We start from the raw sequence: 22,888 nt of genomic DNA, 5'->3' as shown, positions 1-22,888 counted from the left end.
AGCACAAGAGTCAGCAGCCAGTGTTCATCACCAAAACGGAGACAACATCATGAAGATCACATGCCTTTCCCAAATTCGGTTTTGCAGCCTGCGCGCTGCAGGGTTTATCGCGGCGGCCATCGGCCTTTCCGTGGTGGCCGCAGGCGCGGCTCAGGCCCAGCCTGTGACACTCAATGTGGTGGACGTGGCGGGCAACCTGGCGCTGACGCAGGACGCGCTGGAAGCCTTTGCCGCGAAAAACCCGACCCTGGTGTCGCGCATCACCTTCACCAAAGCGCCCGCACCCGAGCTGCCGGGGAAGATACGGGCAATGCAGGCCGCCGGGCGCACCGACATTGACCTGGTGCTGACCGGGACCGATGCGCTGGCTGCGGGCATTGCGCTCAACCTCTGGGAGCCACTGCTGCCGGCGCAGGCGGCGAAATTTCCGGGCCTGCTGGACAACTACCTGCCCAGCGCACGCAAGATGCAGGACCTCTCCAATGGCCAGGGCATCATGGTGACCTACATGCCGGCCGGCCCGCTGCTTGAATACAACCCAGACAAGGTAAAGGTAGTGCCCAAGACACCTGCAGAGCTGCTCAGCTGGTGCAAGGCCAATCCCAACAAGCTCATCTACGCCAGGCCTGCCAACTCCGGACCGGGCCGCACCTTCCTGATGGGCCTGCCCTACCTGCTTGGCGACAAGAACCCGAAAGATCCCATGGCCGGCTGGGACAAGACCTGGGCCTACCTCAAGGAACTCAACAGCTGCATCGAGTACTACCCCACGGGAACGGGCGCCGTCATGAAGGAGCTGGGCGAGGGCTCGCGCGACATGACCGTGACCGTGACTGGCTGGGACATCAATCCGCGAGCCCTGGGCGTGGTGCCCAAATCGTTCAAGGTGGCGCAGCTCAACGGTTTTACCTGGGTCAATGATGCGCACTACATGGTGATGCCCAAGGGCTTGTCTCCAGCCCGCCAGGCCGTGGTGCTGGACCTGATGGCTTTCATGCTCAAACCCGAGCAGCAGGCACTGACCTATGACGCCGGTTATTTTTACCCCGGCCCCGCCGTCAAGAACGTTCCCCTGAGCGCCGCGCCGCAAAAAAGCCAGGACGTGATCAAGGAGTTCGGCCGCCCCGAGTACGCCGACTGGATTGCCAAACAGCCGCACGCCCAGCCTCTGGAAGACAAGGCCATGGTCGCCGCCTTCAAGAAGTGGGACCAGGAAATCGGCTCCGGCAAGGCCAAATAAAACCCGCCAGCTTGCGAACAACACGCCCGCGCAAGTGGGCCACAACAAGGGGTTTTGATGGCCGGTCAGCAGAACGCCGCCGCGAATGGCGCGCGGAAAAATGAATTCAGGCAGTTGCGCCTGGACGGGGTGAGTCGCCAGTTCGGCGGCGCCAACGCCCTGGACAGACTCTCCCTGACGATAGAGCGCGGGGAGTTCATCGCGCTGTTGGGGCCATCGGGTTGCGGCAAGTCCACGGCGCTCAATTGCATGGCCGGATTGTTGCCGCTCACCAGCGGCAGCATCTGGCTGGACCAGCAACGCATAGACCCGCTGCCGCCTGAAAAGCGGGGCTTCGGCATGGTGTTCCAGAACTACGCGCTGTTTCCGCACCTGTCGGTCAGCCGCAATGTGGGCTTTGGCCTGAAGATGCGCGGCGTGCCGGCGGCGGAGATTGATCGCCGGGTGGCGGCAGCGTTGGACACGGTGCAGTTGCAGGCCCACGCCGGCAAGCTGCCCGGGCAGCTGTCGGGCGGGCAGCAGCAGCGCGTGGCGATTGCGCGCGCGATTGTCATAGAGCCGCCGCTGATCCTGATGGACGAGCCGCTGTCCAACCTGGACGCCAAGCTGCGCATAGAAATGCGCTCCGAGATACGCCGCATTCACCGGGCACAGGGTTGCTCGACGGTGTATGTGACACATGACCAGGACGAAGCGCTGGCCATGGCCGATCGTGTGGTGGTCATGAAGCTCGGCGTGGTGCAGCAGATAGGCACACCGCAGGATGTGTTTGCCCGGCCCGCCAAACTCGACATCGCGCGTTTCATGGGTTACCGCAATGTGCTGCCGGTCAATGTCATGCAATCCGATGGCGCAGGTGTGACGGTCGAAGGCGCGGGCAGCCTGCGCCTGCCGGGCACGGCCATGCAGGCCTTGCCGCTTGGCTCGGCAGTGGCAGCGATAAGGCCCGATGAAATCGTCATCGGCGAAGGCCCGAATGCCTTTGCCGGCACGGTGGAAACCGCGGAGTATGGCGGGCGCGAATGGCTGCTCCAGGTCAGGACGGTATTCGACGAGCTGCTGTATGTGCGTTCAGCGGCCGTGGTCACGCCGGGCGACCGCGTCATGCTGAGCGCCCCGCCCGAGCGTGTGCTGGTTTACGCGAAAGAGGATTGAGATGATGGCCGTCATTGCGAGTCCGCCGGGCATCAACCCGCGTCCGCCGTTCGACCCGGCCGTGCTGCTGGTGGCGCCGGCCGCTGCCTTGATGGTGATGTTTTTTGTTTACCCGTTTGCCTACGGGCTGCTGCTGTCCTTCCAGCCGGCGCAGGGCGGTGTTTTCCAGAACTACATCCACTTCTTCCAGACTGGTGATCTGTGGAAGACCATAGGCAACACCATGCAGCTGGCCCTGCCGGCCACCGTGATCAATGTGGTTTGCGCACTGGCGATTGCCTATGCCACGCGCAGCAAAAGCCCCAACCAGCGGCTGCTGTCCACCTTGCTGGTGGTGCCGCTCACGCTGGGCACGGTGCTGATTGCCGAGGGCATGCTGACCTATTTCGGCCCGCAAGGCTGGCTGGCGCAAAGCCTGCGCTGGCTGCATCTGTATGAGGGCTCGATACGTCTGACGCACAACTACTGGGGCGTGCTGATTTCCCTGGTCATCACCGGCTTTCCATTTGCCTACCTGCTGATCCTGTCCTATATCACCGGCATAGACCCGGCCCTGCCGCGCGCGGCCGCAACCCTGGGCGCCGACGGCTGGAACCGTTTCCGTCATATCTATCTGCCGCTGCTGATGCCGGGCCTGGTGATGGCCTTCTGCCTGAGTTTTGTGCAGGCCTTCTCGGTCTTCCCGTCTGCCGTGCTGCTGGGCTCGCCGGCCGGCACCACGCGGGTGATTGCCATTGCCGCCTACGAGGCTGCCTTTGAGCAATATGACTACTCGCTGGCCTCGGCCATCGCCATGATCATGGGCCTGGCCCAGCTGGTCATTGTGGTGGCGGCGCTGGGCCTGCGCTCCATGTTCTATCGCGGCCCGGTCGCCGGAGGCAAGGGATGAGCACAAACGCATGGAATGCTGGAGCCTTGCGTGATCGCGCCTGGCGCGCGCTGATCTGGGGCGTGATTGCCTTTTTCCTCGTCAACGTCGGCATGCTGATTGTGGCGGTCGCCACCAACTCCGTGGCCACACGCTGGCTGGGCACCTGGCTGCCCGAGGCCTACACCACGGGCTGGTACCTCTCGGCCTGGAAGGAGTTCCAGCTCGGCCACGTGCTGGTGGTGACGGTGGTGGTGGTGTTCTCGGTGGTCTTCTTTTCGCTGCTGCTGGGCGTGCCCGCGGCCTACACGCTGGCGCGCAAGGACTTTCGCGGCAAGAAGCTGCTCATGCTGCTGTTCCTGCTGCCGCTGATGGTGCCGCCGATTACCTACGGCATTCCGCTGGCCACCGTGATGTACCAGTTGCACCTGGCTGGCACCCTGCCGGGCGTGATCATTGCCAACATGATTCCGGCGCTGCCCTTTGTGATCCTGGTCATGACGCCTTTTGTCGAGCAGATAGACACCAATATTGAATCCGCTGCGCGCGTGTTTGGCGCCAACACCCGGCAGATGTTCATCTACACGCTGGTGCCGCTGTTGGCGCCCGGCGTGCTGGCCGCCGGCTTGCTGGTGCTGGTGCGCACCGTGGCCATGTTCGAGCTGACCTTCCTGGTGGCCGGGCCCGATTCGCAGACGCTGGTGGTGGCGCTGTACTACGCCGTGTTTGCGGCAGGCGTGCGGGCCGGGCAGTCGGTCGATGCCATGGCCATGATCTACATGGCGATCACCATGCTGTGGCTGCTGATCGCGCTGCGCTTCGTCAACCCGACGCAACTGGTGAGCCGGGTCAAGGAGCACCCGGTGAATGCCTGAGCGGGTTTTTCAAACAGTTTTCCGTTGGTGGAAATTAGGCGCGGGAAGAGGTTTCAGACTCTTCCCGTGCTGTTTTTTTAATGAAATCGACCTGTGGCCGCCGTGTAGTGAGCGCATTAAGCTATTGATTTGATAGCGTATGGGGTTTTGCCGGCAGGACCCGTGCAGGCCTGGCACAAGGCCTCAGTCGCGCAGTTGTTCGGATACAAACTGGCGAAAGATGCCCATGGACGGCGCTTCGGTGCGTCCGGCCAGCGTGACAAACGCGAAGCGCGCGCCGGTGCTCAGCGGTGGCTCGGTGGCCAGTTCGGCGAGCTGTCCCGCGGCGATGCCAGGCTTTGCGGGCGCCAGGATGCCGAGGTAGACCGCGTCCGAGGCCTTGACCGTTTCTATCAGGCTGATGATGTCATCGCAGCGCAGGCTGACGGCCTGCTGCGGGTCGGCACGCGGCCCGAAGTGGGTGACCAGGGCATGCGCCACTTCCGTGCTCAGGGGTATCGAGGCCAGCGGGTAGCGCAGCAGTTCGTCAAAAGACACAGGTCCGCCGGTCTGTAGCAGGGGATGGCCGCTGCGGCAGGCAAAACCTGCACGCAGCTCGGTCAGGTACTCGATGGCCAGGTCGGGTGCCGGGGCGATGCGGCGAACGTCTATCACCAGCGCGTCCAGCGTGCGCTGGCGCAACTGCATCAGTTGCAACTCGGTTGCGCCCGGCGATACGCTGACCTGCACGCCAGGGTGGTGCCTGGCCATGTGCAGCAAAAACGGTGTCATCAGCATGGCGCCAGGCCCCGATCCCAGGCCTATGCGTATGGCACCCAGGTCGCCCTGTTTGAGTAACTCGGCACTGCGGCGCAGTTCGGCCGCCTCGAACACCATGCGCCTGGCGCGCACCGCCACGGCCTGGCCCAGCGGCGTGAGTTCATTGCGTTTGCCGTTGCGGTCTATCAGGCACGCGCCCAGGTCCTCTTCCAGGGCCTGGATGCTGCGGCTCAGGGCGGACTGGGTGAGGTGTTGTTGCTCGGCTGCACGGCTGAACGAGCCGGTCCCGGCCACAGCCAGCAGGTGTTCGAGTTGTTGGAGGTTCATGGTTTTCGCGTCATAAATGAGTCAAATGAATGATAAGTAGAAAAATAATGCATTGGACACATCAATTCGGGCAATCTAGCATGCCCTGGCGTGTATCCCCCGTGCATCGATTCCAACAAGACAAGGAGACAAACCATGAACCTATTCCATAAAGTCAGCATGTTGCTGGCCGGCCTGTTGCTGGCTGGCGGCGGCGCCCTCGCCCAGTCGGGCAAGCCGGTCAACCTGATGGTGCCCTACCCGGCCGGTGGTCCGTCGGATTCCATCGCGCGAATCTTTAACGTGCCGCTCGGCAGAGAGCTGGGCGAGCAGGTCCTCGTGGAAAATGTGGGTGGCGTTGGCGGCGCGATCGCCGCGCAGAAGGTGCTGGCGGCGCCTGCCGATGGCCACTACATTTTTCAGGGCTCGCCGAACGAGGTGATTCTTTCGCCACTGGCCAACGCGGCCGTCAAACTCAAGACCGAAGATTTCCGGCTGGTTCATCCGGTCGCCGATGCGGTGATGGTATTTGTCGCGCGCAAGGACCTGCCTGCCAGTAGCGTGGACGAGCTGATCGCGCTGGCGCGCAAATCGGGCGACAAGCCGCTGACTTATGGCAGCGTGGGCATAGGCTCGCTCTACCACTTGATCCTCGAGAACGTGCAACAAGTCGCCGGCATCAAGCTAATACACGCACCCTACAAGGGCAATGCCCCTTTGCTGCAGGACATAGGCGGCGGATCGGTCGACTTTGCCGTACTGGTGTACAGCGCGGGCATGGGCGCGCTGGCCGATCAGGGTCGGCTCAAGATAATCGGCCAGCTTGGCGCGCAGCGTTCCGAACTGCTCAAGAACGTGCCGACGGTTAGTGAAGGCAAGGAACTGAAAAACTTCTCCTACAAGATATGGACCGGCTTCATGGTGCCGAAGAAAACGCCGGAAGTCGTGGTAAAGCACCTGCACGTGGCCATCGGCAAGGCCCTGCAGGACCCTGCAGTACGCTCACAGCTGGCGGCGCAGGCGCAGGTGCCATCGGCCCCGATGTCGCTGGCCGAATCGGCGAAGTTCTTCGAGACCGAGACGACGCGCTACCGCGCCATCGCCAAGTCGATCAATCTGCAACCGGAATGAGCACGCTGCTGCTTGATGCGCTGAACCAGAAGGCCGATGCGTTCATCAGCCTGCGGCGCGACATCCACCGCCACCCCGAGCTGGCTTTTGACGAACACCGCACCTCGGCGCTGGTGGCCGAAAAGCTGCAAAGCTGGGGCTACGCGGTCGAACGCGGCCTGGGCGGCACCGGCCTGGTGGGGCAACTGGTGCGCGGCGACGGCCAGCGCCGGCTCGGCCTGCGCGCCGACATGGACGCCCTGCCCATCCACGAGGCCACGGGCCTGCCGCACGCCAGTTGCCACGCCGGCGTGATGCACGCCTGCGGCCACGACGGCCACACAGCCATGCTGCTGGCCGCCGCGCAGCACCTGGCGCAGAGCGGGGACTTTTCCGGCACCCTGAACCTGATTTTCCAGCCCGCCGAGGAAGGCGGCGGCGGCGCGCTGCGCATGATGGACGACGGCCTGTTCGAAAAATACCCCTGCGACGCAGTCTTCGCCATGCACAACATGCCCGGCATCCCGCAGGGCCGGCTGGTGCTGCGCGAAGGCGCGGCCATGGCCTCGTCGGACTACGTCACGGTCACGCTGACCGGCGTTGGCGGCCATGGCGCCATGCCGCACCGCGCCGCCGACCCCGTCGTGGCGGCCGCCAGCATCGTCATGGCGCTGCAGACCGTGGTGTCGCGCAACATAGACCCGTTGCAGATGGCGGTGGTCACCGTGGGCGCGCTGCACGCCGGCAAGGCCAACAACGTGATCCCGCAAAGCGCGACGCTGGAGCTCAGCGTGCGTGCGCTGGACCGCGAGGTGCGCACCAGGCTGGAGCAGCGCATCAAGGCCTTGATCGCCGCGCAGGCCGCCAGCTTTGAGGTGCGGGCGCAAATCGACTGGCGGCCCGGCTATGCGGTGCTGGTCAACACACCGGACGAAACCGCCTTCGCCCGCGAGGTGGCGCTGGAACTGGTCGGCGATGAGCGCGTCACCCTGCAAGGCCCGGCCGTGACCGGCAGTGAGGACTTCGCCTTCATGCTCGAACGCGTGCCCGGCAGCTACCTGTTTATCGGCAACGGCGATGGCGACAGTGCCGGCGCCTGCATGGTGCACAACCCGGGTTACGACTTCAACGACGCCAACCTGCCAATAGGCGCGGCCTACTGGGCGCTGCTGGCGCAACGTTTCCTGGTGTGAAGCCGGCGCTGCAGCATGAAAAAACGACACCCAGGGTGCCGTTTTGCAGGTTTTTCAAGCCAAAAAGGCCCTTGGTCGGCGCTGAATGCGCGCCACCAGCTATTGATTTGATAGCAATCAACTTGCCGTTGAGTTGCCGGCTGGCAAGGCGGTATGCCGCACCACGCCGGCCTGCCCGAGTGCTGCGACGGCCTCCGTCTCCAGGCCCATTTCCGTGAGCAGGGCATGGGTGCTTTGTCCCAGCGCCTCGGCGCCTCGGGCACTGGACTCGCCTTCCTGCGCAAAACTGAAACCCAGGCCCCGTGTGCGCACCTCCTGCGTGTTCTGCGAAAACCGGAAGTCCGGCAGCTTGACGCAGCCGGTGTCGTCGACTTCCTGTAAAAACTCGCCGAGCTTGCGCACGCGCGCGGCCGGCACACCGGCGTCGCTCAGGCTTGTTTCCAGTTCGGCGGCACTGCGGCTTTCAAAAGCTGCGCGCAGGCGGCCGACCACATAGGCGGTGTCGCGCGGCACGACAAAACCGCCGCCCGGCGAATTGAACGCATCAAGGTCCAGCGCGCGGGCGTCCTCGCACAGCCCGTTCATGTCGAGTACGGCCGCGAGTTTGCGAAACTGTGCCGGCGTGTTGGCGGCGACGGCCAGCCAGCCGTCGGCACAGCGGTAGGTGTCGGCGGCGGGGCTGCCCGTGTAGCCGCGGTTGCCTACGCGCTGGGTCTCGGTGCCGTTGGTGAGGTAGGCGCTGGCATTCGGGTACATCAGCATCAACGAGGCCTGCACCATGGAGGCGTCTATGTACTGGCCGGCGCCCTCGCGCGTCCGGCGATGCAACGAGGAAACAATGGACAGCGCACCCAGCATGCCGACCGCCACATCGATCACCGGAAAGCCGACCTTGATGGGCGGCGCTTCTGGCTGGTCGCCGGACATCATCATCATGCCGGTCAGCGCCTGCACCACATGGTCGTAGGCGCCGCGCCCGGACCACTCGCCTTCCTGCCCATAGCCGGAGATGGAGCAGTAGACGATGTCGGGCTTCACGGCCTTGATGGATTCGTAGTCCAACCCGTACTTGGCCACCACACCGGGGCGGAAGTTCTCTATGAACACATCGGCCGATAGTGCGAGTGAACGCACCAGTTCCGCGCCTTCGGGCGTGCGTATGTCCAGCGCCAGCGAGCGTTTACCGGCGTTGCACGCCACAAAGCCGGCGGGCGTGTCGCCCTCGCTGGCGGACTTGCTGGCGCGCATCACTTCGCCGCCGTTGGGCGGTTCTATCTTGATGACTTCGGCGCCCATCTGGGCCAGGTAGAAAGAGGCCAGCGGCCCGGCGATCACATGCGACAGGTCGAGTACGCGCACGCCTTCCAGTGGTTTTGACATGGGGTTTCTTTTCTGATTGGCGCTTATGCCGTGATGCCGGCAAGCTGGATGATCTGTGCCCACTTGCGGTTTTCGCTTTGCACAAAGGCCGCAAAAGCTTGCGGACTGGCGCTGGGCGCTACCGTGGAGCCGCCTGCCTCGAAGCTTGCCTGGAGCGCGGGATCGGCCAGCGCCTTGTTGGTGGCGTCGTACAGCCGTGCCACTACATCAGCGGGTGTTTTAGCGGGCACCCAGAGGCCGAACCAGGATTCCTGCACCGTGAGCTCGTTGCGCAGAACCTCGTTCAGCGTCGGCACATCGGGCAACTCCTTCAGGCGGTTGCGGCTTGTCACGGCCAGCGCGCGCAGCTTGCCGCCTTTGGCCTGCGGCACGCCGGTGCCTGCGATGGGGAAGGCAAAGTCCGTGTCCCCACGCAGCAACGATGCAGTGATTTCCACAGAACCTTTGAGTGGGATATGCGTGGCCTTCAGGCCAGCCAGCGATACCAGCGTCGCGCCCGCGAGGTGAGCCGACGTGCCCACGCCGCCCGAACTGTAATTGAACTTGCCAGGGCTGGCCTTCGCGGCTGCGATGACGTCTTCCACTTTCCGGTAGGGCCCGTCCGCGCGCACCATCATCACCGTGGCTGATGAGGCCAGGCTGCTCACCGGGATGAAGTCAGCTATAGGGTCGAATTTGAGCGTCGGCTGCATGATCTTCTGGACCAGGTGCGTGTTTGCGCTCATCAGCAGGGTATAGCCGTCGGCGGGCGCTTGTGCCACATATTGCGCCGCGAGCACGCCGCCAGCGCCCACCTTGTTTTCAATCACGAGGGGCTGGCCCAGCATTTCGCCCAGTTTCGGGCCGGTCTGACGCATCTGCACATCGGGCCCGCCTCCCGCGGCCCAGGACACGATGATGCGCACCGGCCTGTTCGGAAACGGGTCGGCGGCATGTGCGCCTGTCGCGGCGAGCAGGGCGGCGGAACAGGTGCTGAGGCAAAACGAGCGGCGGTCCATGGTGTCTCCTGTATTGGTTTTAGCGAAGCATAGGCCTGGTATCGAATATCTAAAAGTGATATCTTTTCAGTCATTGCAAACCTTTGGTTATCTCCATGCCTGAACACACCCTGCGCGAAACCGAACGCCTGGTGGCGCGCCTGCGCTTTCGCCACCTGCGGCTCATCACGGAACTGCAGCGTGGCGGCAGCCTGCGTGCTGCGGCGCAGACGCTGAACCTGACCCAGCCCGCCCTGAGCAAGGCGCTCGCCGAGATCGAGGGCGCTTTTGGTTTTGCGCTGTTCACGCGCACTGCGCGCGGCCTGACGCCGACTGCGCAAGGCGCGGTGGCGCTTCGCGGCGCCGTGTTGTTGCTGGAGGAGCTGGCGCATCTGGGCCGTGAGGCTGCGGCCGGTGAAAGCGCTGCCGCGACAGTGCGCGTAGGTGCGCCGCCGTTTGTGGCGCAGGGTTACCTGCCCGAAGTTCTGGCCAGGCTGACCCGGTGTGACCCGCCGGTGCGCGTGCAACTGCTTGAGGAGCGGGTGCCGGTACTGATGCAGGCGCTGCAGCAGGGCGAGGTGGATGCGCTGCTCACCACCTACCCCATGCACATGCCGGAAGCCGGCGCCGTGCAGCTGCGTTATGAAAAACTGTTCGAGGTCGAGTTCAGCATCATCGCGCCGCCGGGCCACCCGCTCACCCGGGCCCGCCAGGTGAGCTGGCAGCGGCTGGCAGAAGAACCCTGGATCATGCCCGCCAGAACGTCCATGGCGCGCCGCATGATAGAGGAGTGTTTCATGCTCGCAGGTGTCGTGCCGCCGCTGCCCGTGGTCGAGTCGACCAGCCCGGTGACCAACGTCCAGCTGGTTGCTGCAGGGATAGGCCTGAGCATCGCGCCCGCCAACACCGTCCTGCGCCATGCGCAAAACATGAGCCTGGTGAAGCGGGTACGGGTGTCGCCGGCCATCCCGACGGGGCCGGTGGCGCTGGTCTACCGCGCGGCCGTGGCCAATCCGCGGGTGGCGCTGCTTCGGGATGCTCTCGGGCTGGCCTGAGCGCAAAAAAAACGGCACCTCAGGGTGCCGTTTTTGCAGGTTTTCAAGCCAAAAAGGCTCCTGGTCGGCTCAGAATGAGCGCAACCAGCTATTTAATTGATAGCGGTTTTCAGGCGCTTGCAGCTTTGACCTTGAGGCGCCAGGCATGCAACAGGGGCTCGGTGTAGCCGCTAGGCTGCTCCAGGCCCTTGAACACCAGGTCGCAGGCGGCCTTGTAAGCCATGGAGGTTTCAAAGTTGCCCGCCATGTTTTTATACAGCTTGTCGCCGGCGTTCTGCTTGTCCACCACGGAGGCCATGCGTTCAAAGGTTTCCCTGACTTGCGCTTTGGTCACCACGCCATGCAGCAGCCAGTTGGCGATGTGCTGGCTGGAGATGCGCAGGGTGGCGCGGTCTTCCATCAGGCCTACGTTGTGGATGTCGGGTACCTTGGAGCAGCCCACGCCCTGGTCAATCCAGCGCACCACGTAACCGAGGATGCCCTGGGCGTTGTTGTCCAGCTCCTGCTGTTTTGCCTCGGCGCTCCAGTCCGGCGTGGCCGTGACGGGAATGGTCAGCAAGCCATTGAGCAGCGCGTTGCGCTCCTTGTTGGCGTCGATTTTTTCAAGGTCTTTCTGCACCTTGCTGACCTTGACCTGGTGGTAGTGCAGCGCATGCAGGGTGGCGCCGGTCGGGCTGGGCACCCAGGCGGTGTTGGCGCCGGCTTTCGGGTGGCCGATCTTTTGCTCCATCATGGCCTTCATCAGGTCGGGCATGGCCCACATGCCCTTGCCGATCTGCGCCTTGCCGCGCAGGCCGCAGTGCAGGCCCACCAGCACGTTGTTGCGTTCATAAGCCTGGATCCACGCGCTGGTTTTCATGTCGCCCTTGCGGATCATGGGGCCGGCGTGCATGGCGGTGTGCATCTCGTCGCCGGTGCGGTCCAGGAAGCCGGTGTTGATAAAGGCCACGCGGCTTTTCGCTGCGGCGATACAGGCCTGCAGGTTGACGCTGGTGCGGCGCTCTTCGTCCATGATGCCGAGCTTGACGGTGCTGTCGGGCAGGCCCAGCACTTTTTCAACGCGGCTGAAGAGTTCGGCTGCAAACGCGACTTCTGCCGGGCCGTGCATCTTGGGCTTGACGATGTAGACCGAACCCTTGCGCGAGTTCTTGATGCCGGCCTTGCCCTTGCGCTTGAGGTCATGGATGGCGATGGTGGTGGTCACCATGGCGTCCAGGATGCCTTCGGGGATTTCCTTGGTGCTTCCGTCCGCGGCGACGTACAGGATGGCCGGGTTGGTCATCAGGTGGCCGACATTGCGCACAAACATCAGCGAGCGGCCATGCAGCGTGACGGCTTTGCCCTTGGGTGAGGTGTACTCACGGTCCGGGTTCAGGCCGCGGGTAAAGGTCTTGCCGTCCTTGGTCACGCTCTCGGTCAGGGTGCCCTGCAAAATGCCCAGCCAGTTGCTGTAGGCCAGCACCTTGTCGTCGGCATCCACCACGGCCACGGAATCCTCCAGGTCCAGGATGGTGGACAGTGCGGCTTCCACCACCAGGTCGCTCACGCCGGCGGCATCGCTCTTGCCAATCGGCGTTGCACGGTCAATGCGGATGTCCAGGTGCAGGCCGTTGTGCTGCAGCAGCACGGAAGAAGGCGCAGAAGCCTTGCCCTGGTAACCGATGAGCTGGCCGGCGTCTTCCAGCGTGGTGGATTTCCCGCCCTTGAGGCTGACCACCAGCTTGCCGCCCTTGACGGCATAGCCGGTCGAATCGATGTGCGAGCCCTTCTTCAAGGGGGCGGTGCGGTCCAGCACATGGCGTGCGTACTCAATCACCTTGGCGCCGCGCACCGGGTTGTAGCCCTTGCCCTTTTCCGCGCCGTCCGTTTCTGCAATGACGTCGGTGCCATACAGCGCGTCGTACAGGGAGCCCCAGCGCGCATTGGCGGCGTTGAGCGCATAGCGTGCATTGAGTATGGGCACCACCAGCTGCGGGCCGGCCTGTTTGGCGAGTTCGGCATCGACGTTGCCGGTGGTGATGCTGACCTTCTTGGGCGCGGGCACAAGGTAGCCGGTTTTTTCCAGAAAGGCGCGGTAGGCCTTCATGTCGGCGATGGGGCCGGGGTTGGCCTTGTGCCAGGCGTCCATCTCAAGCTGCAGGCGGTCGCGTTCGGCCAGCAGGGCGATGTTTTTCGGTGCGAGGTCGGCAACGATGGCGTCAAAGCCCCTCCAGAACGCCTGTGCCGACACACCTGTGCCGGGCAGCACCTGGTCTTCGATGAAGCGGTGCAAGACAGTGGCGACCTGCAGCCTGTGTGCCGTGGTGCGGGGTGTGGAAGTCGTGGTCATGGGTGAGTCCTCGAAAAGTAAATGAAAAGGAAAAAGTGAGCGCTGAAATTCAGTGGACAAGCAGCGTGAGCACATCACGCAGGCTGCTGCCGGTATGGCTGGGCTGGGTGCCCAGTGTCTCAAACGGCAACTGGTAGCGGTTGACCCACAGCGTGCGGTAGCCATACCAGGTAGCTGCAAGTGCATCCCAGCCGTTGCAACTGACAAAAGCCATATCCTGCGCCTTCAGGCCGGTGGCCTGCTCACCCAGTGCATAGGCGGCCGGATGGGTTTTGTATTTGCGGATGCCGTCCACGCTGATCACATGGTCCAGCAGGCCGTCGAGCCCGGCGGACTTGACGGCGACATCCAGCATGGACGGGTCGCCGTTGGACAAAATGCCGGTGACTATGCCTTTGTCTTTCAGCGCCTGCAGCACTTCCCGGTTTTCAGGAAAGGCGCTCAGGTGCCGGTACTGATTCATTAACTGCTGCTCGCGCTCCTGCGTGAGGTCGAGTTCCAGGCGCTGGCAGGCGTAACGCAGGCCAGCGCGGGTCAGCTCCCAGAAGGGCTGGTAGTGGGCGCCGTCATTGCTGGTGGTGACGAGGCGGCTGTATTCGATCTGCTTGTCACGCCACAGCACACCCAGTGCCTGGCCGTGACCGGGGAAAAGCTGCTCAGCCAGCAGACCGACGCTGTACACGTCAAACAGCGTGCCATAGGCATCAAACAGGACGGCACGCGGCGCGTCTGTGCTGGGGAGCCTGGATTTTTTCATCCCCCAACTTTATTCGATACCTGTTGGTCGATTAATCAATGAATAATCGTTTAATCCATGACTTTTATGGTGGTAATGATGGGGCTGTTCAGATCAGGCTGCCCAGTTTCCTGGCGGTTTCCAGTACTTTCCGGACATGTTTTTCGTCGTAGCGCTCTACCGGCATGGTCAGCGTCAGTGCGGCCGCCAGGCTGCCGTCGGTTCTGAAGACCGGGGCCGAAATGCCGGCCACCCCGGCCAGCCGGTCCCCGGTGGTTGAAAAGTAGCCTTGTTCCCGGATCCGGGCATACAGGTTTTTATCCCTTGCCGACACCGGTTGTGTGGGCTGTGGGCCAAAAGCGGTGAGGACGCGCCCGCCCGTTCCGCGGTTCATGGGCAGGATATCTCCGGCCTTGATGTGGTCGCGCACGGGCTGCGGTGAATCGACCCGGTACAGGCACAGCCGGGCGTCGCCCTGCACCACATGGTAGGCGGCGCTTTCGCGGGTTGCGGCGACCAGCGAGCGCAACAACGGCAGCACCACGCGGTCCAGCGAAAAGGATGCCGCATACACCGCATTGAGCCTGGCCACTTCGCTGCCCAGCGCATAGCTGCCGCTATCGAGCCGTTGCACCAGCCGCGCGTGCTCCAGCGAGGCGAGCAGGCGCAGCACCGTGCTTTTGTACAGCTGCGTGCGGTCGGCCAGCTCGGTCAGGGTCAGGGAGACATCGCCCTGGCGAAAGGCCGCCAGCAGCGTCAGTGCCCGGTCAACGGCGGCGGCGCCGCCGGGTGCGGCGTGGCTGTCTGCAAGTGATTCCGTTTGGGCTTTGCGGGGCATGGAGAGTCCTTTCAGGGGGCGATCTGGCGCTGGCTTGACAAGGTTTGGCTAATCGATAAATATTTCATTAGAGAGAATTAAGTTCTATCTTACAGAATTAATGAAAGAATGCAAACATGCCTGATCCACAAGTGCTGATCAGCGAAGTGGGCTCGCGCGACGGCCTGCAATCTGTCAGGGCCACCATGCCGACCGCAGACAAGCTGCGCTGGATAGACGCCCTGCACCAGGCCGGTGTACGTGAAATCGAGGTCGCCTCGTTTGTGCCGGCCCGGCTGTTGCCGCAAATGGCGGACGCCGCAGAGGTCGTGCGCCACGCCATCACGCTGCCCGGCCTGACCGTGATGGCATTGGTGCCGAATCGCAGGGGCGCCGAAGCCGCGCTTGCAGCAGGCGTGCACAAACTCACCGTGCCGGTGTCGGCCAGCGCCGCGCATTCACTGGCCAATGTGCGCAAGACGCGGGAAGACATGATTGAGGAGGTGCGTGCGATCTCCGATCTGCGTCGCGACATTGCGCCGCATGTCGGGCTGGAGGCGGGTATCTCCACCGCCTTCGGCTGCACCCTGCAGGGCGATGTGCCGGAGGACGAGGTGATCTGGCTGGCAACGCAATGCGTGGCTGCGGGTGCCGACGAATCGGGTTTGTCCGACACGGTCGGTTATGCGAATCCGGCGCAGGTGCGCCGCCTGTTCAGGCGCCTGCGCGCCGAAATCGGCGACAGGGCGGGCGCGGCCCATATGCACAACACACGCGGCCTGGGTCTGGCGAACTGCCTGGCGGCGTACGAGGAAGGGGTGCGTACTTTTGACGCCTCGCTGGGCGGCCTCGGCGGCTGCCCTTATGCACCCGGCGCTTCGGGCAATGTTGTGACGGAAGACCTGGTCTTCATGTTCGAGGCCATGGGCATTGCAACCGGCATCAGCCTGGAAAAACTCATCGCCGCCCGTGCACCGTTGATGGCTGGTTTGCCGGGCGAGCCGATTTACGGCATGACACCCGAGGCCGGTTTGCCAAAAGGATTTATTCAGGGAGCTTCTTATGTCTGATAACGCACCACAACCCGCGCCATTGCCTTACGCGGGTGTTCGTGTTGTCGAGTTCACCCATATGGTGATGGGGCCAACCTGCGGTTTGCTGCTGGCGGACCTGGGCGCCGAGGTTGTCAAGGTCGAGCCGATAGAGGGCGACAGCACGCGCCGGCTGCTTGGCTCCGGCTCAGGTTTTTTCCCGACCTTCAACCGCAACAAAAAAAGCATCGCGCTGGACCTCAAGCAGCCCGAAGGCGTGGAAGCGGCCTTGCGCCTGATCGCGACTGCCGACATCGTGAGCGAAAACTTCAAGCCCGGGACCATGAAAAAACTGGGCCTGGACTATGAAACCCTGAAAAAGCTGAACCCGCGTTTGATCTACGTGAGCCACAAGGGCTTTTTGCCCGGCCCTTACGACCACCGCACTGCGCTTGACGAGGTGGTGCAGATGATGGGTGGCCTGGCCTACATGACGGGCCGCTCCGGCGATCCGCTGCGCGCCGGCACCAGCGTCAACGACATCATGGGCGGCATGTTCGGCGCCATAGGCGCGATGGCCGCCTTGCGCCAGCGTGAGCTCACCGGAACAGGCTGCGAGGTGCAGTCCGCGCTGTTTGAAAACAATGTCTTCCTTGTGGCCCAGCACATGATGCAGTTCGCGGCCACAGGCAAGGCGGCCGACCCCATGCCCAGCCGCATCTCGGCCTGGGCGGTGTACGACGTGTTCACCGTGAAGGATGGCGAGCAGATATTCCTGGCCGTGGTCAGCGACAGGCAGTGGACCATTTTCTGCAAGGCCTTCGGCTTCGAGGACATGCTGGCAGACCCGCGCCTTAAAACCAACAATGACCGGGTTCGCGCACGCGACTGGATGATGCCCATATTGCGCTCACTGCTGGCCGGCCACAGTGCGGCAGAACTCAGCGCGGTGTTTGAGCAGAACGAGTTGCCTTTTGCGCCCATCACCAAACCGCAGGAGCTGTTTGATGACCCGCACCTGAACGCCACCGGCGGTCTCGCGCCCATACGCATGAACGACGGCAGCCAGGCCAGGGTGCCGCTGATGCCATTCACCCTGGGCGGGGAACGCCCCGGCATACGCCTGCAGCCGCCGTTGCTGGGGGAGCACAGCACAACACTGCTCAGGGAGGTCGGCTACAGCGATGCGCAGATCGCCGCCCTGAAAAACCAGAACATCACTACCGGAGACTGAATCATGCGATCCCTCACGCGCCGCGCGCTCTGCGCCTGCACCGCTACTCTCACAGCATCATTGATGGCCTTGCCAGTGCTGGCGCAGGGCGGCTGGCCCGACAAGCCGATACGTTTCATCGTGCCCTACACGCCGGGCGGTGCGACCGATGCCGTCACACGCCTGCTGGCGCAGAAGATCAGCGATGACACGAAGTGGGTCTTTATCGTCGACAACCGCGCCGGCGGCAATGGCAATATCGGCATGGACGCCGTGGCCAAGGCCAAACCCGACGGTTACACCATAGGCATGGGCCAGACCGCCAACCTGGCGATCAACCCGACCCTGTTCCCGAAGATGCCTTACGACGCGCTGAAGGATGTGACGGCGGCCTCCATCGTCGCCTCGCAGCCGGTGGTCATGGTGGTGCGCCAGGACGCGCCCTTCAGGACGCTGGCCGACGTGGTGGCCGCCGCCAAAGCCAGGCCCGGTGAGGTCAAGCAGGCACTCGCCGGCACCGGAACGCTGGGCCACATGGCCGGTGAGGTGCTGGCCAAACGAGCCGGCTTCAAGGTGCTGAACGTACCGTACAAAGGCGCGGCACCGGCGCTGACCGACCTGCTTGGCGGGCAGACCGATTACATGTTTGCCACGCCGCAGGGCGCCTTGCAGATGGTCAAGGGCGGCAAGCTGCGCGCGCTGGCCGTGACCTCGGCCAAACGCCTGCCCATGCTGCCCGATGTGCCGACCGTGGCTGAAACCTACAAGGGCTTTGAAGCGGTGGACTGGAAAGCCATTGTTGCACCGGCCGGCACACCACCCGAAGTCGTGAAGACACTCAACGCCGCGGTGGACAAGGCGCTGGCCAAGCCCGGCACCATCTCGCAGTTGCTGGCGGAAGGCAGTGCGCCTGTGGGCGGCAGTGTGGAGAAGGCCAACCAATACATCAAGGCTGAACACACCAGATGGGGCGCGGCGGTGCGCGATGCCGGCGTGCGGCCGGAGTAAATGCCGGCGACTCGGTTTTGCTATTGAATCGGTAGCTAGCTGCGCAGGATGTACGGGCACATAACCAGCTTCAAGTCATGCTTGTTGCCGGGGTCGAAAGAGGATAACAATAAGCTTCATGACGACACTCACCAAACCCGGCGTCAAATTGCGTCCACTCGAGCGTGATGACCTGCATTTTGTCCATCAACTGGACAACAACAGCCACATCATGCGCTACTGGTTTGAAGAGCCTTACGAGGCTTATGTCGAGCTGGTGCAGCTCTATGACCGCCATGTGCACGATCAAAGCGAGCGGCGATTCATCCTGGAAAGCGACACGGGCGAAATGGTTGGCCTGGTCGAGTTGGTGGAGATCAACCACATTCACCGCCGCGCAGAGTTCCAGATCATTGTGGCCCCGAAGGCGCAGGGTAAAGGTTATGCCGAGCTGGCGACGCGATTGGCGATTGAGTACGCGTTTTGCGTGCTCAACCTTCACAAGCTGTGCCTTTATGTTGACAGCGCCAACCTCAAGGCGATGCATATTTACAGCAAGTGCGGTTTCGCCAAAGAGGGCGAGTTGAAGAGCGAGTTTTTTGTCAACGGCGAATACCGCGATGCCATTCGCATGTGCATGTTTCAGGAAGCGTACCTGGCGACACAAAGGCGGTGATGGCGCGGGCTTTTGCTCTGCGGTTTTGCACCGGGGTTTCGCGGTCTTGTTTGTACGCCTGAATGCTTGTGAGGGGCCAGATGGTGAAGCAGGCTACCCTGGTTTTGAACTTAAAACCAGCGTAATCTCAAGATGTTTGCCTTGATTTTTGATTTTCTTGCATGTAATGTCCGCGCATGGACAAACTCAAGCAACTGCAGTCATTTGTGTCTGTCGCCACGCGCGGCAGCCTCACCGCCGCCGCCAGGGCCGAAGGCGTGGCGCCCGCCATCATGGGCCGCAGGCTGGATGCGCTGGAGGAGCGCCTGGGCGTCAAGCTGCTGGTGCGCACCACGCGGCGCATGACACTTACACACGAAGGCAGCGCCTTTCTTGAAGACTGCCAACGGCTTTTGTCCGACCTGGCCAGTGCGGAGGCCAGTGTTTCAGCCGGCGGCGTCAAGGCCAGCGGCCATTTGCGCATCACGGCACCGGCCGGTTTTGGGCGCCGTCATGTGGCGCCGCTGGTCACCAAATTCCGCGAACAGCATGCGGATGTGACGATCTCGCTGAACCTGAGCGACCGTGTGGTGGATCTGGCGGGCGAGGGTTTTGACTGCGCCGTGCGGGTGGGCGATCTGCCCGATTCATCCCTGGTCAGCGTGCGCATGGCCGACAACCGGCGCCTGTGCGTTGCAACACCGGCGTACCTGAAAACTCGCGGAACACCGCAACACCCGTCCGAACTTTCCCGGTTTGACTGCCTGACCTTGTCAAGCGAAGCCTCGCAGACACGTGGCTGGGCGTTTCGCATTCCGCGGGACGCGGAGGCCGTTGGTGAGCATGAACTGGTTTACCTCAAGCCCGGAGGACCGCTGGACTGCTCGGATGGGCAGGTGCTGCACGACTGGTGCCTTGCCGGCTATGGCATTGCGTGGCGCAGTACCTGGGAGGTCGAGGCCGAAGTGGCCGCCGGCCGCCTGGTGACTGTCCTTGACGCATTTGCCGCGCCGCCCAACGGCATTTACGCCGTGTTTCCGCAGCGAAAACACCTGCCGCTGCGGGTGCGTCTGTGGATTGACTTTTTAAAGCACCATTTCAGTGAGCCGGGCTACTGGAACGGCGCCAGCCCGGCCGCTTCGCAAAAATGAAATGGCCCGTTCACCAGTAGCGAACGGGCCATTGCGGCCTATGCCTTAAAGAAAATTACTTCTTGGCGTCTGCCTTGGCCATGGGTTTGGAGTCAGCCATTTTCTTGTCGCCGGAAGCGTCGGCAATGCATTTTTTCTCAAAGCTGGTTTTGGCAGCGCCGGCCAGTTTCTTTTCGGCAGATTGTGCTGCGCAAGCTGCTGCGGGGCTGGGGGCCTCGGCTTTTTTGTCGCCGCCGGCATCGGCAATACATTTTTTCTCAAAACTGGCTTTGGCGGCACCGGCGAGTTTTTTGTCTGCAGAAGCCTTTTCGCAGGCGGCGGCGGGGCTGGCTGCACCGGCATCGGCCACGCATTTTTTCTCGAAACTTGCCTTGGCGGCGCCGGCGAGCTTCTTTTCAGCGGATTGGGCGGCGCAGTCTGCCTTGGCATCGGCGGCATGGGCCACAGGTGCAAGGGTCATCGAGAAGGCGAAAGCGACGGCGATCAGGGACAACAGCTTTTTCATGAGTGGCTCCATGGATTAAGGGGGCGGTGACGGAATCGTCTTTGAGTTCCTCGTGGAATTCCAACATATAACGTGAGCGCTCACAAGGTGGATGACCTGTAGGCTGGCGTCTTAAACGTAAAATCAGGTAATGCTCTCGATTAAAAATGATCTGCTCGCAGCACTGGCTGACGGGCTGGAACAGCTTTCCCCCGGTGCCGGCGACAAAGCGGCTTTTGAGTCGCCCAAGGTGGCGGCCCATGGCGATTTCGCCTGTACGGCTGCCATGCAGCTGGCCAAGGGGCTCAAGCAGAACCCGCGCCAGGTGGCGGAAGGGCTGAAGTCCATCTTGCTGGCCAAGCCGGTCTTTGAAAAGTGGGTGGATGCGATTGAAATTGCCGGCCCGGGCTTTATCAACATCCGGCTCAAGCCTGTTGCAAAACAGGAGATCGTGCGTGAAGTTTTGCACGCTGCCACACAGTACGGCGTCAAGCCGGCGGCCTCCGGCCAGCGCATGATCGTCGAATTTGTCTCGGCCAACCCGACCGGGCCGCTGCATGTGGGCCATGGCCGGCAGGCCGCGCTGGGCGATGCGATCTGCAACCTGTTTGTGACGCAGGGCGTGCAGGTGTACCGCGAGTTCTATTACAACGACGCCGGCGTACAGATCCACACACTTGCAACCAGCACCCAGGCACGTGCCAAAGGCATCAAGCCGGGTGATGCCGGTTGGCCCGAGTCGGCTTACAACGGCGACTACATCGCAGACATCGCCGCTGACTTCCTGGCCAGGAAGACCGTCCGCTCGGATGACCGGGAATACACGGCTTCGGGTGATGTGGAAGATCTGGACTCGATTCGCCAGTTCGCGGTTGCCTATTTGCGCCGAGAGCAGGACCTGGACCTGCAGGCTTTTTCGGTCCGCTTTGACAATTACTACCTCGAATCCAGCCTTTACAGTTCGGGCCGTGTTGATGCGGCGGTCGCCAAACTGAAGGCCGCCGGCAAGACCTATGAGCAGGATGGCGCCTTGTGGCTGAAGTCCACCGACTACGGTGATGACAAAGACCGCGTGATGAAAAAAAGCGACGGCACCTATACCTACTTTGTGCCCGACGTCGCCTACCACCTGGCCAAGTGGGAGCGTGGTTACAGCCGCGCCATCAATATCCAGGGCATGGACCACCACGGCACCATCGCGCGTGTGCGGGCCGGGCTGCAGGCTGCCAATGAGGGCGTGCCCCAGGGCTATCCCGACTACGTGTTGCACACTATGGTGCGTGTGGTGCGCAACGGCGAAGAGGTCAAGATATCCAAACGCGCGGGCAGTTATGTCACCTTGCGCGACCTGATCGAATGGACCAGCGCGGACGCCGTGCGTTTCTTCCTGCTCAGCCGCAAGCCGGACACCGAATACATCTTTGATATTGACCTGGCGCTGGCCAAAAACAATGAAAACCCGGTGTATTACGTGCAATACGCGCATGCCCGAATCTGTTCCGTGCTGGCGGCATGGGGTGGCGATGAAACCAGCCTCAAGGGCGTGGACCTGTCACCGCTGGAAAGCCCGCAGGCGCAGGCCCTGATGCTGCTGATCGCCAAATACCCCGACATGCTGGCCAACGCTGCCAGCGGGTTTGCCCCGCATGACGTGGCTTTTTACCTGCGTGAACTGGCCGCCTGTTACCACAGTTACTACGATGCGGAGCGCATCCTGGTGGATGATGCGGTGGTCAAACTGGCCCGGCTGGCACTTGTCGCCGCCACCGCGCAGGTGTTGCACAATGGCCTCGCGGTGCTGGGCGTTGGTGCGCCCCGCAAAATGTGAACCTGGGAAATGAACCGAGCATGAAGCACTCTGACAAGAAAATGGCGCCTAAAGCAGGCCGGGCGGGCCTGGACATGGGCAAAAAACAGCGCGGGGGGACCTTGTTGGGCATCATCATCGGTGCGCTGCTGGGGCTGGGCGCCGCGCTGGCCGTGGCGGTTTACGTGACCAAGGTGCCGATTCCTTTCCTGAACAAGGGCCAGTCCCACAGCGCCGAAAACGATGCGGCCGAGGCAAAAAAGAACAAGGACTGGGACCCGAACACCTCGCTGGCCGGCAAAAATGCGGTCCGACCTTCTGCGGCGGCCTCTGGCCCGGTAGGCGCCGCCAGCGCGCCGGTTGCCACGGCACCGGCGGTGGCGGCAAGCGCAGCCAGGGCCGCGAAGGCTCCGGTTTCAGAGGATCCGCTGGGCGACCTTGCCAGGGCAAAAGCGGAGGCCAAGCCCAAAGCGGAGGCCTCGACATCCGGTGCGGGCGTCGATCCCTTCAGCTACTTCATACAGGCCGGCGCGTTTCGCACGCCTGAAGATGCCGAGCAGCAACGCGCCAAGCTGTCCCTGCTGGGCTTCCAGGCCAAAGTGACCGAGCGCGAGCAATCCGGCCGCACCGTTTACCGCGTGCGCCTGGGTCCTTTTGACAAAAAGGAAGAGGCCGACAAGACCAAGGAAAAACTGGACAGCAACGCCGTGGAAACCGCGTTGGTCAGGGTCCAGCGCTGAACTTTTTCGGGCAGGCGTGT

21 protein-coding genes are annotated in these 22,888 nt (G+C 62.8%); 14 read left to right on the top strand and 7 right to left on the bottom strand.

All coding sequences use genetic code 11. The annotated features are described in order from the left end of the window. Positions 1-49: 49 nt before the first annotated feature. Genes ACFQND_RS09425 through ACFQND_RS09410 form a run of 4 tightly spaced genes read left to right on the top strand, consistent with a single transcriptional unit; the run spans position 50 to position 4,138 of the window. Positions 50-1,240: an ABC transporter substrate-binding protein gene (locus ACFQND_RS09425; protein ID WP_377413227.1), complete on the top strand. Its 1,191-nt coding sequence runs from the start codon at positions 50-52 to the stop codon at positions 1,238-1,240. A gap of 57 nt (positions 1,241-1,297) precedes the next feature. After that, a complete protein-coding gene (locus tag ACFQND_RS09420) occupies positions 1,298-2,395 on the top strand; it encodes an ABC transporter ATP-binding protein (RefSeq protein ID WP_377413224.1) in 1,098 nt (365 codons plus the stop codon). A gap of 4 nt (positions 2,396-2,399) precedes the next feature. Beyond that, on the top strand, positions 2,400-3,284 hold the full coding sequence (locus ACFQND_RS09415) for an ABC transporter permease (protein ID WP_377413554.1): 885 nt from the start codon (positions 2,400-2,402) through the stop codon (positions 3,282-3,284). Further along, a complete protein-coding gene (locus ACFQND_RS09410; protein ID WP_377413221.1) occupies positions 3,281-4,138 on the top strand; it encodes an ABC transporter permease in 858 nt (285 codons plus the stop codon). Before ACFQND_RS09415 ends, ACFQND_RS09410 begins: the two co-directional genes overlap by 4 nt. Positions 4,139-4,321: 183 nt before the next feature. Here the strand turns inward: ACFQND_RS09410 and ACFQND_RS09405 are convergent, their stop codons facing one another. Then, positions 4,322-5,224: a LysR family transcriptional regulator gene (locus ACFQND_RS09405; protein ID WP_371439109.1), complete on the bottom strand. Its 903-nt coding sequence runs from the start codon at positions 5,222-5,224 to the stop codon at positions 4,322-4,324. A gap of 135 nt (positions 5,225-5,359) precedes the next feature. On the opposite strand from ACFQND_RS09405, the gene ACFQND_RS09400 reads away from it, so the two are divergent. Then, a complete protein-coding gene (locus tag ACFQND_RS09400) occupies positions 5,360-6,334 on the top strand; it encodes a tripartite tricarboxylate transporter substrate binding protein (protein ID WP_377413218.1) in 975 nt (324 codons plus the stop codon). After that, a complete protein-coding gene (locus ACFQND_RS09395; RefSeq protein ID WP_377413215.1) occupies positions 6,331-7,506 on the top strand; it encodes a M20 aminoacylase family protein in 1,176 nt (391 codons plus the stop codon). The genes ACFQND_RS09400 and ACFQND_RS09395 overlap by 4 nt, the downstream gene beginning before the upstream one ends. Before the next feature lie 117 nt (positions 7,507-7,623). Here the strand turns inward: ACFQND_RS09395 and ACFQND_RS09390 are convergent, their stop codons facing one another. Together ACFQND_RS09390 and ACFQND_RS09385 are read right to left on the bottom strand one after the other, a co-directional pair. Continuing rightward, positions 7,624-8,886, bottom strand: coding sequence for a CaiB/BaiF CoA transferase family protein (locus ACFQND_RS09390; RefSeq protein WP_377413212.1), 1,263 nt, complete (start codon positions 8,884-8,886; stop codon positions 7,624-7,626). Positions 8,887-8,909: 23 nt separating this feature from the next. Further along, positions 8,910-9,884, bottom strand: coding sequence for a Bug family tripartite tricarboxylate transporter substrate binding protein (locus tag ACFQND_RS09385; protein ID WP_371439105.1), 975 nt, complete (start codon positions 9,882-9,884; stop codon positions 8,910-8,912). A 95-nt stretch (positions 9,885-9,979) separates the two neighbouring features. On the opposite strand from ACFQND_RS09385, the gene ACFQND_RS09380 reads away from it, so the two are divergent. Next, positions 9,980-10,918 (top strand): LysR family transcriptional regulator, encoded by a 939-nt coding sequence (locus tag ACFQND_RS09380; RefSeq protein ID WP_371439104.1) that lies wholly within the window; start codon positions 9,980-9,982, stop codon positions 10,916-10,918. A gap of 109 nt (positions 10,919-11,027) precedes the next feature. Here the strand turns inward: ACFQND_RS09380 and ACFQND_RS09375 are convergent, their stop codons facing one another. The 3 genes from ACFQND_RS09375 to ACFQND_RS09365 form a co-directional block, all read right to left on the bottom strand. Further along, entirely contained in the window at positions 11,028-13,247 is a 2,220-nt protein-coding gene (locus ACFQND_RS09375) for a malate synthase G (RefSeq protein ID WP_371439103.1), read from the bottom strand. A gap of 49 nt (positions 13,248-13,296) precedes the next feature. Continuing rightward, a complete protein-coding gene (locus tag ACFQND_RS09370; RefSeq protein ID WP_371439102.1) occupies positions 13,297-14,004 on the bottom strand; it encodes a haloacid dehalogenase type II in 708 nt (235 codons plus the stop codon). Between the two features lie 88 nt (positions 14,005-14,092). Continuing rightward, complete coding sequence (locus ACFQND_RS09365) at positions 14,093-14,821, bottom strand: IclR family transcriptional regulator (RefSeq protein WP_371439101.1); 729 nt, start codon at positions 14,819-14,821, stop codon at positions 14,093-14,095. A gap of 116 nt (positions 14,822-14,937) precedes the next feature. Here ACFQND_RS09365 and ACFQND_RS09360 point away from each other — a divergent pair, with 116 nt between their 5' ends. The 5 genes from ACFQND_RS09360 (at position 14,938) to ACFQND_RS09340 (ending at position 19,837) form a co-directional block, all read left to right on the top strand. Further along, on the top strand, positions 14,938-15,870 hold the full coding sequence (locus ACFQND_RS09360) for a hydroxymethylglutaryl-CoA lyase (RefSeq protein ID WP_371439100.1): 933 nt from the start codon (positions 14,938-14,940) through the stop codon (positions 15,868-15,870). Next, positions 15,863-17,065, top strand: a complete 1,203-nt coding sequence (locus tag ACFQND_RS09355; protein WP_371439099.1) for a CaiB/BaiF CoA transferase family protein — start codon at positions 15,863-15,865, stop codon at positions 17,063-17,065. Before ACFQND_RS09360 ends, ACFQND_RS09355 begins: the two co-directional genes overlap by 8 nt. A gap of 3 nt (positions 17,066-17,068) precedes the next feature. Further along, the gene (locus tag ACFQND_RS09350) at positions 17,069-18,052 is read left to right on the top strand and encodes a Bug family tripartite tricarboxylate transporter substrate binding protein (protein WP_371439098.1); all 984 of its coding nucleotides are present in this window, start codon (positions 17,069-17,071) and stop codon (positions 18,050-18,052) included. Between the two features lie 118 nt (positions 18,053-18,170). Further along, the gene (gene speG, locus ACFQND_RS09345) at positions 18,171-18,707 is read left to right on the top strand and encodes a spermidine N1-acetyltransferase (protein WP_371439097.1); all 537 of its coding nucleotides are present in this window, start codon (positions 18,171-18,173) and stop codon (positions 18,705-18,707) included. Between the two features lie 176 nt (positions 18,708-18,883). Beyond that, positions 18,884-19,837: a LysR family transcriptional regulator gene (locus ACFQND_RS09340; protein ID WP_371439096.1), complete on the top strand. Its 954-nt coding sequence runs from the start codon at positions 18,884-18,886 to the stop codon at positions 19,835-19,837. 55 nt (positions 19,838-19,892) lie between these two features. Here ACFQND_RS09340 and ACFQND_RS09335 read toward each other — a convergent pair whose 3' ends face one another. Further along, the gene (locus ACFQND_RS09335; RefSeq protein WP_371439095.1) at positions 19,893-20,342 is read right to left on the bottom strand and encodes a hypothetical protein; all 450 of its coding nucleotides are present in this window, start codon (positions 20,340-20,342) and stop codon (positions 19,893-19,895) included. A 130-nt stretch (positions 20,343-20,472) separates the two neighbouring features. Between ACFQND_RS09335 and argS the strand changes: the two genes are divergently transcribed. Both argS and ACFQND_RS09325 read left to right on the top strand, forming a co-directional pair. Continuing rightward, the gene (gene argS / locus ACFQND_RS09330; RefSeq protein ID WP_371439094.1) at positions 20,473-22,149 is read left to right on the top strand and encodes an arginine--tRNA ligase; all 1,677 of its coding nucleotides are present in this window, start codon (positions 20,473-20,475) and stop codon (positions 22,147-22,149) included. Between the two features lie 74 nt (positions 22,150-22,223). After that, positions 22,224-22,868, top strand: a complete 645-nt coding sequence (locus tag ACFQND_RS09325; RefSeq protein WP_371439158.1) for an SPOR domain-containing protein — start codon at positions 22,224-22,226, stop codon at positions 22,866-22,868. Positions 22,869-22,888: the final 20 nt, after the last annotated feature.

The organism is Polaromonas aquatica (genome assembly GCF_042659145.1).
GTDB classification, from domain to species: Bacteria; Pseudomonadota; Gammaproteobacteria; order Burkholderiales; family Burkholderiaceae_C; genus Polaromonas; species Polaromonas aquatica.
This window is presented reverse-complemented; position numbering and strand designations above follow the sequence as displayed.

What these genes read in the sequence shown, in the direction of transcription:
- ACFQND_RS09425 (WP_377413227.1), top strand. Translation starts at nt 50, where the DNA reads ATGAAGATCACATGCCTTTCCCAAATTCGGTTTTGCAGCCTGCGCGCT.
- ACFQND_RS09420 (WP_377413224.1), top strand. Translation starts at nt 1,298, where the DNA reads ATGGCCGGTCAGCAGAACGCCGCCGCGAATGGCGCGCGGAAAAATGAA.
- ACFQND_RS09415 (WP_377413554.1), top strand. Translation starts at nt 2,400, where the DNA reads ATGGCCGTCATTGCGAGTCCGCCGGGCATCAACCCGCGTCCGCCGTTC.
- ACFQND_RS09410 (WP_377413221.1), top strand. Translation starts at nt 3,281, where the DNA reads ATGAGCACAAACGCATGGAATGCTGGAGCCTTGCGTGATCGCGCCTGG.
- ACFQND_RS09405 (WP_371439109.1), bottom strand. Translation starts at nt 5,224, where the DNA reads ATGAACCTCCAACAACTCGAACACCTGCTGGCTGTGGCCGGGACCGGC.
- ACFQND_RS09400 (WP_377413218.1), top strand. Translation starts at nt 5,360, where the DNA reads ATGAACCTATTCCATAAAGTCAGCATGTTGCTGGCCGGCCTGTTGCTG.
- ACFQND_RS09395 (WP_377413215.1), top strand. Translation starts at nt 6,331, where the DNA reads ATGAGCACGCTGCTGCTTGATGCGCTGAACCAGAAGGCCGATGCGTTC.
- ACFQND_RS09390 (WP_377413212.1), bottom strand. Translation starts at nt 8,886, where the DNA reads ATGTCAAAACCACTGGAAGGCGTGCGCGTACTCGACCTGTCGCATGTG.
- ACFQND_RS09385 (WP_371439105.1), bottom strand. Translation starts at nt 9,884, where the DNA reads ATGGACCGCCGCTCGTTTTGCCTCAGCACCTGTTCCGCCGCCCTGCTC.
- ACFQND_RS09380 (WP_371439104.1), top strand. Translation starts at nt 9,980, where the DNA reads ATGCCTGAACACACCCTGCGCGAAACCGAACGCCTGGTGGCGCGCCTG.
- ACFQND_RS09375 (WP_371439103.1), bottom strand. Translation starts at nt 13,247, where the DNA reads ATGACCACGACTTCCACACCCCGCACCACGGCACACAGGCTGCAGGTC.
- ACFQND_RS09370 (WP_371439102.1), bottom strand. Translation starts at nt 14,004, where the DNA reads ATGAAAAAATCCAGGCTCCCCAGCACAGACGCGCCGCGTGCCGTCCTG.
- ACFQND_RS09365 (WP_371439101.1), bottom strand. Translation starts at nt 14,821, where the DNA reads ATGCCCCGCAAAGCCCAAACGGAATCACTTGCAGACAGCCACGCCGCA.
- ACFQND_RS09360 (WP_371439100.1), top strand. Translation starts at nt 14,938, where the DNA reads ATGCCTGATCCACAAGTGCTGATCAGCGAAGTGGGCTCGCGCGACGGC.
- ACFQND_RS09355 (WP_371439099.1), top strand. Translation starts at nt 15,863, where the DNA reads ATGTCTGATAACGCACCACAACCCGCGCCATTGCCTTACGCGGGTGTT.
- ACFQND_RS09350 (WP_371439098.1), top strand. Translation starts at nt 17,069, where the DNA reads ATGCGATCCCTCACGCGCCGCGCGCTCTGCGCCTGCACCGCTACTCTC.
- speG (WP_371439097.1), top strand. Translation starts at nt 18,171, where the DNA reads ATGACGACACTCACCAAACCCGGCGTCAAATTGCGTCCACTCGAGCGT.
- ACFQND_RS09340 (WP_371439096.1), top strand. Translation starts at nt 18,884, where the DNA reads ATGGACAAACTCAAGCAACTGCAGTCATTTGTGTCTGTCGCCACGCGC.
- ACFQND_RS09335 (WP_371439095.1), bottom strand. Translation starts at nt 20,342, where the DNA reads ATGAAAAAGCTGTTGTCCCTGATCGCCGTCGCTTTCGCCTTCTCGATG.
- argS (WP_371439094.1), top strand. Translation starts at nt 20,473, where the DNA reads ATGCTCTCGATTAAAAATGATCTGCTCGCAGCACTGGCTGACGGGCTG.
- ACFQND_RS09325 (WP_371439158.1), top strand. Translation starts at nt 22,224, where the DNA reads ATGGGCAAAAAACAGCGCGGGGGGACCTTGTTGGGCATCATCATCGGT.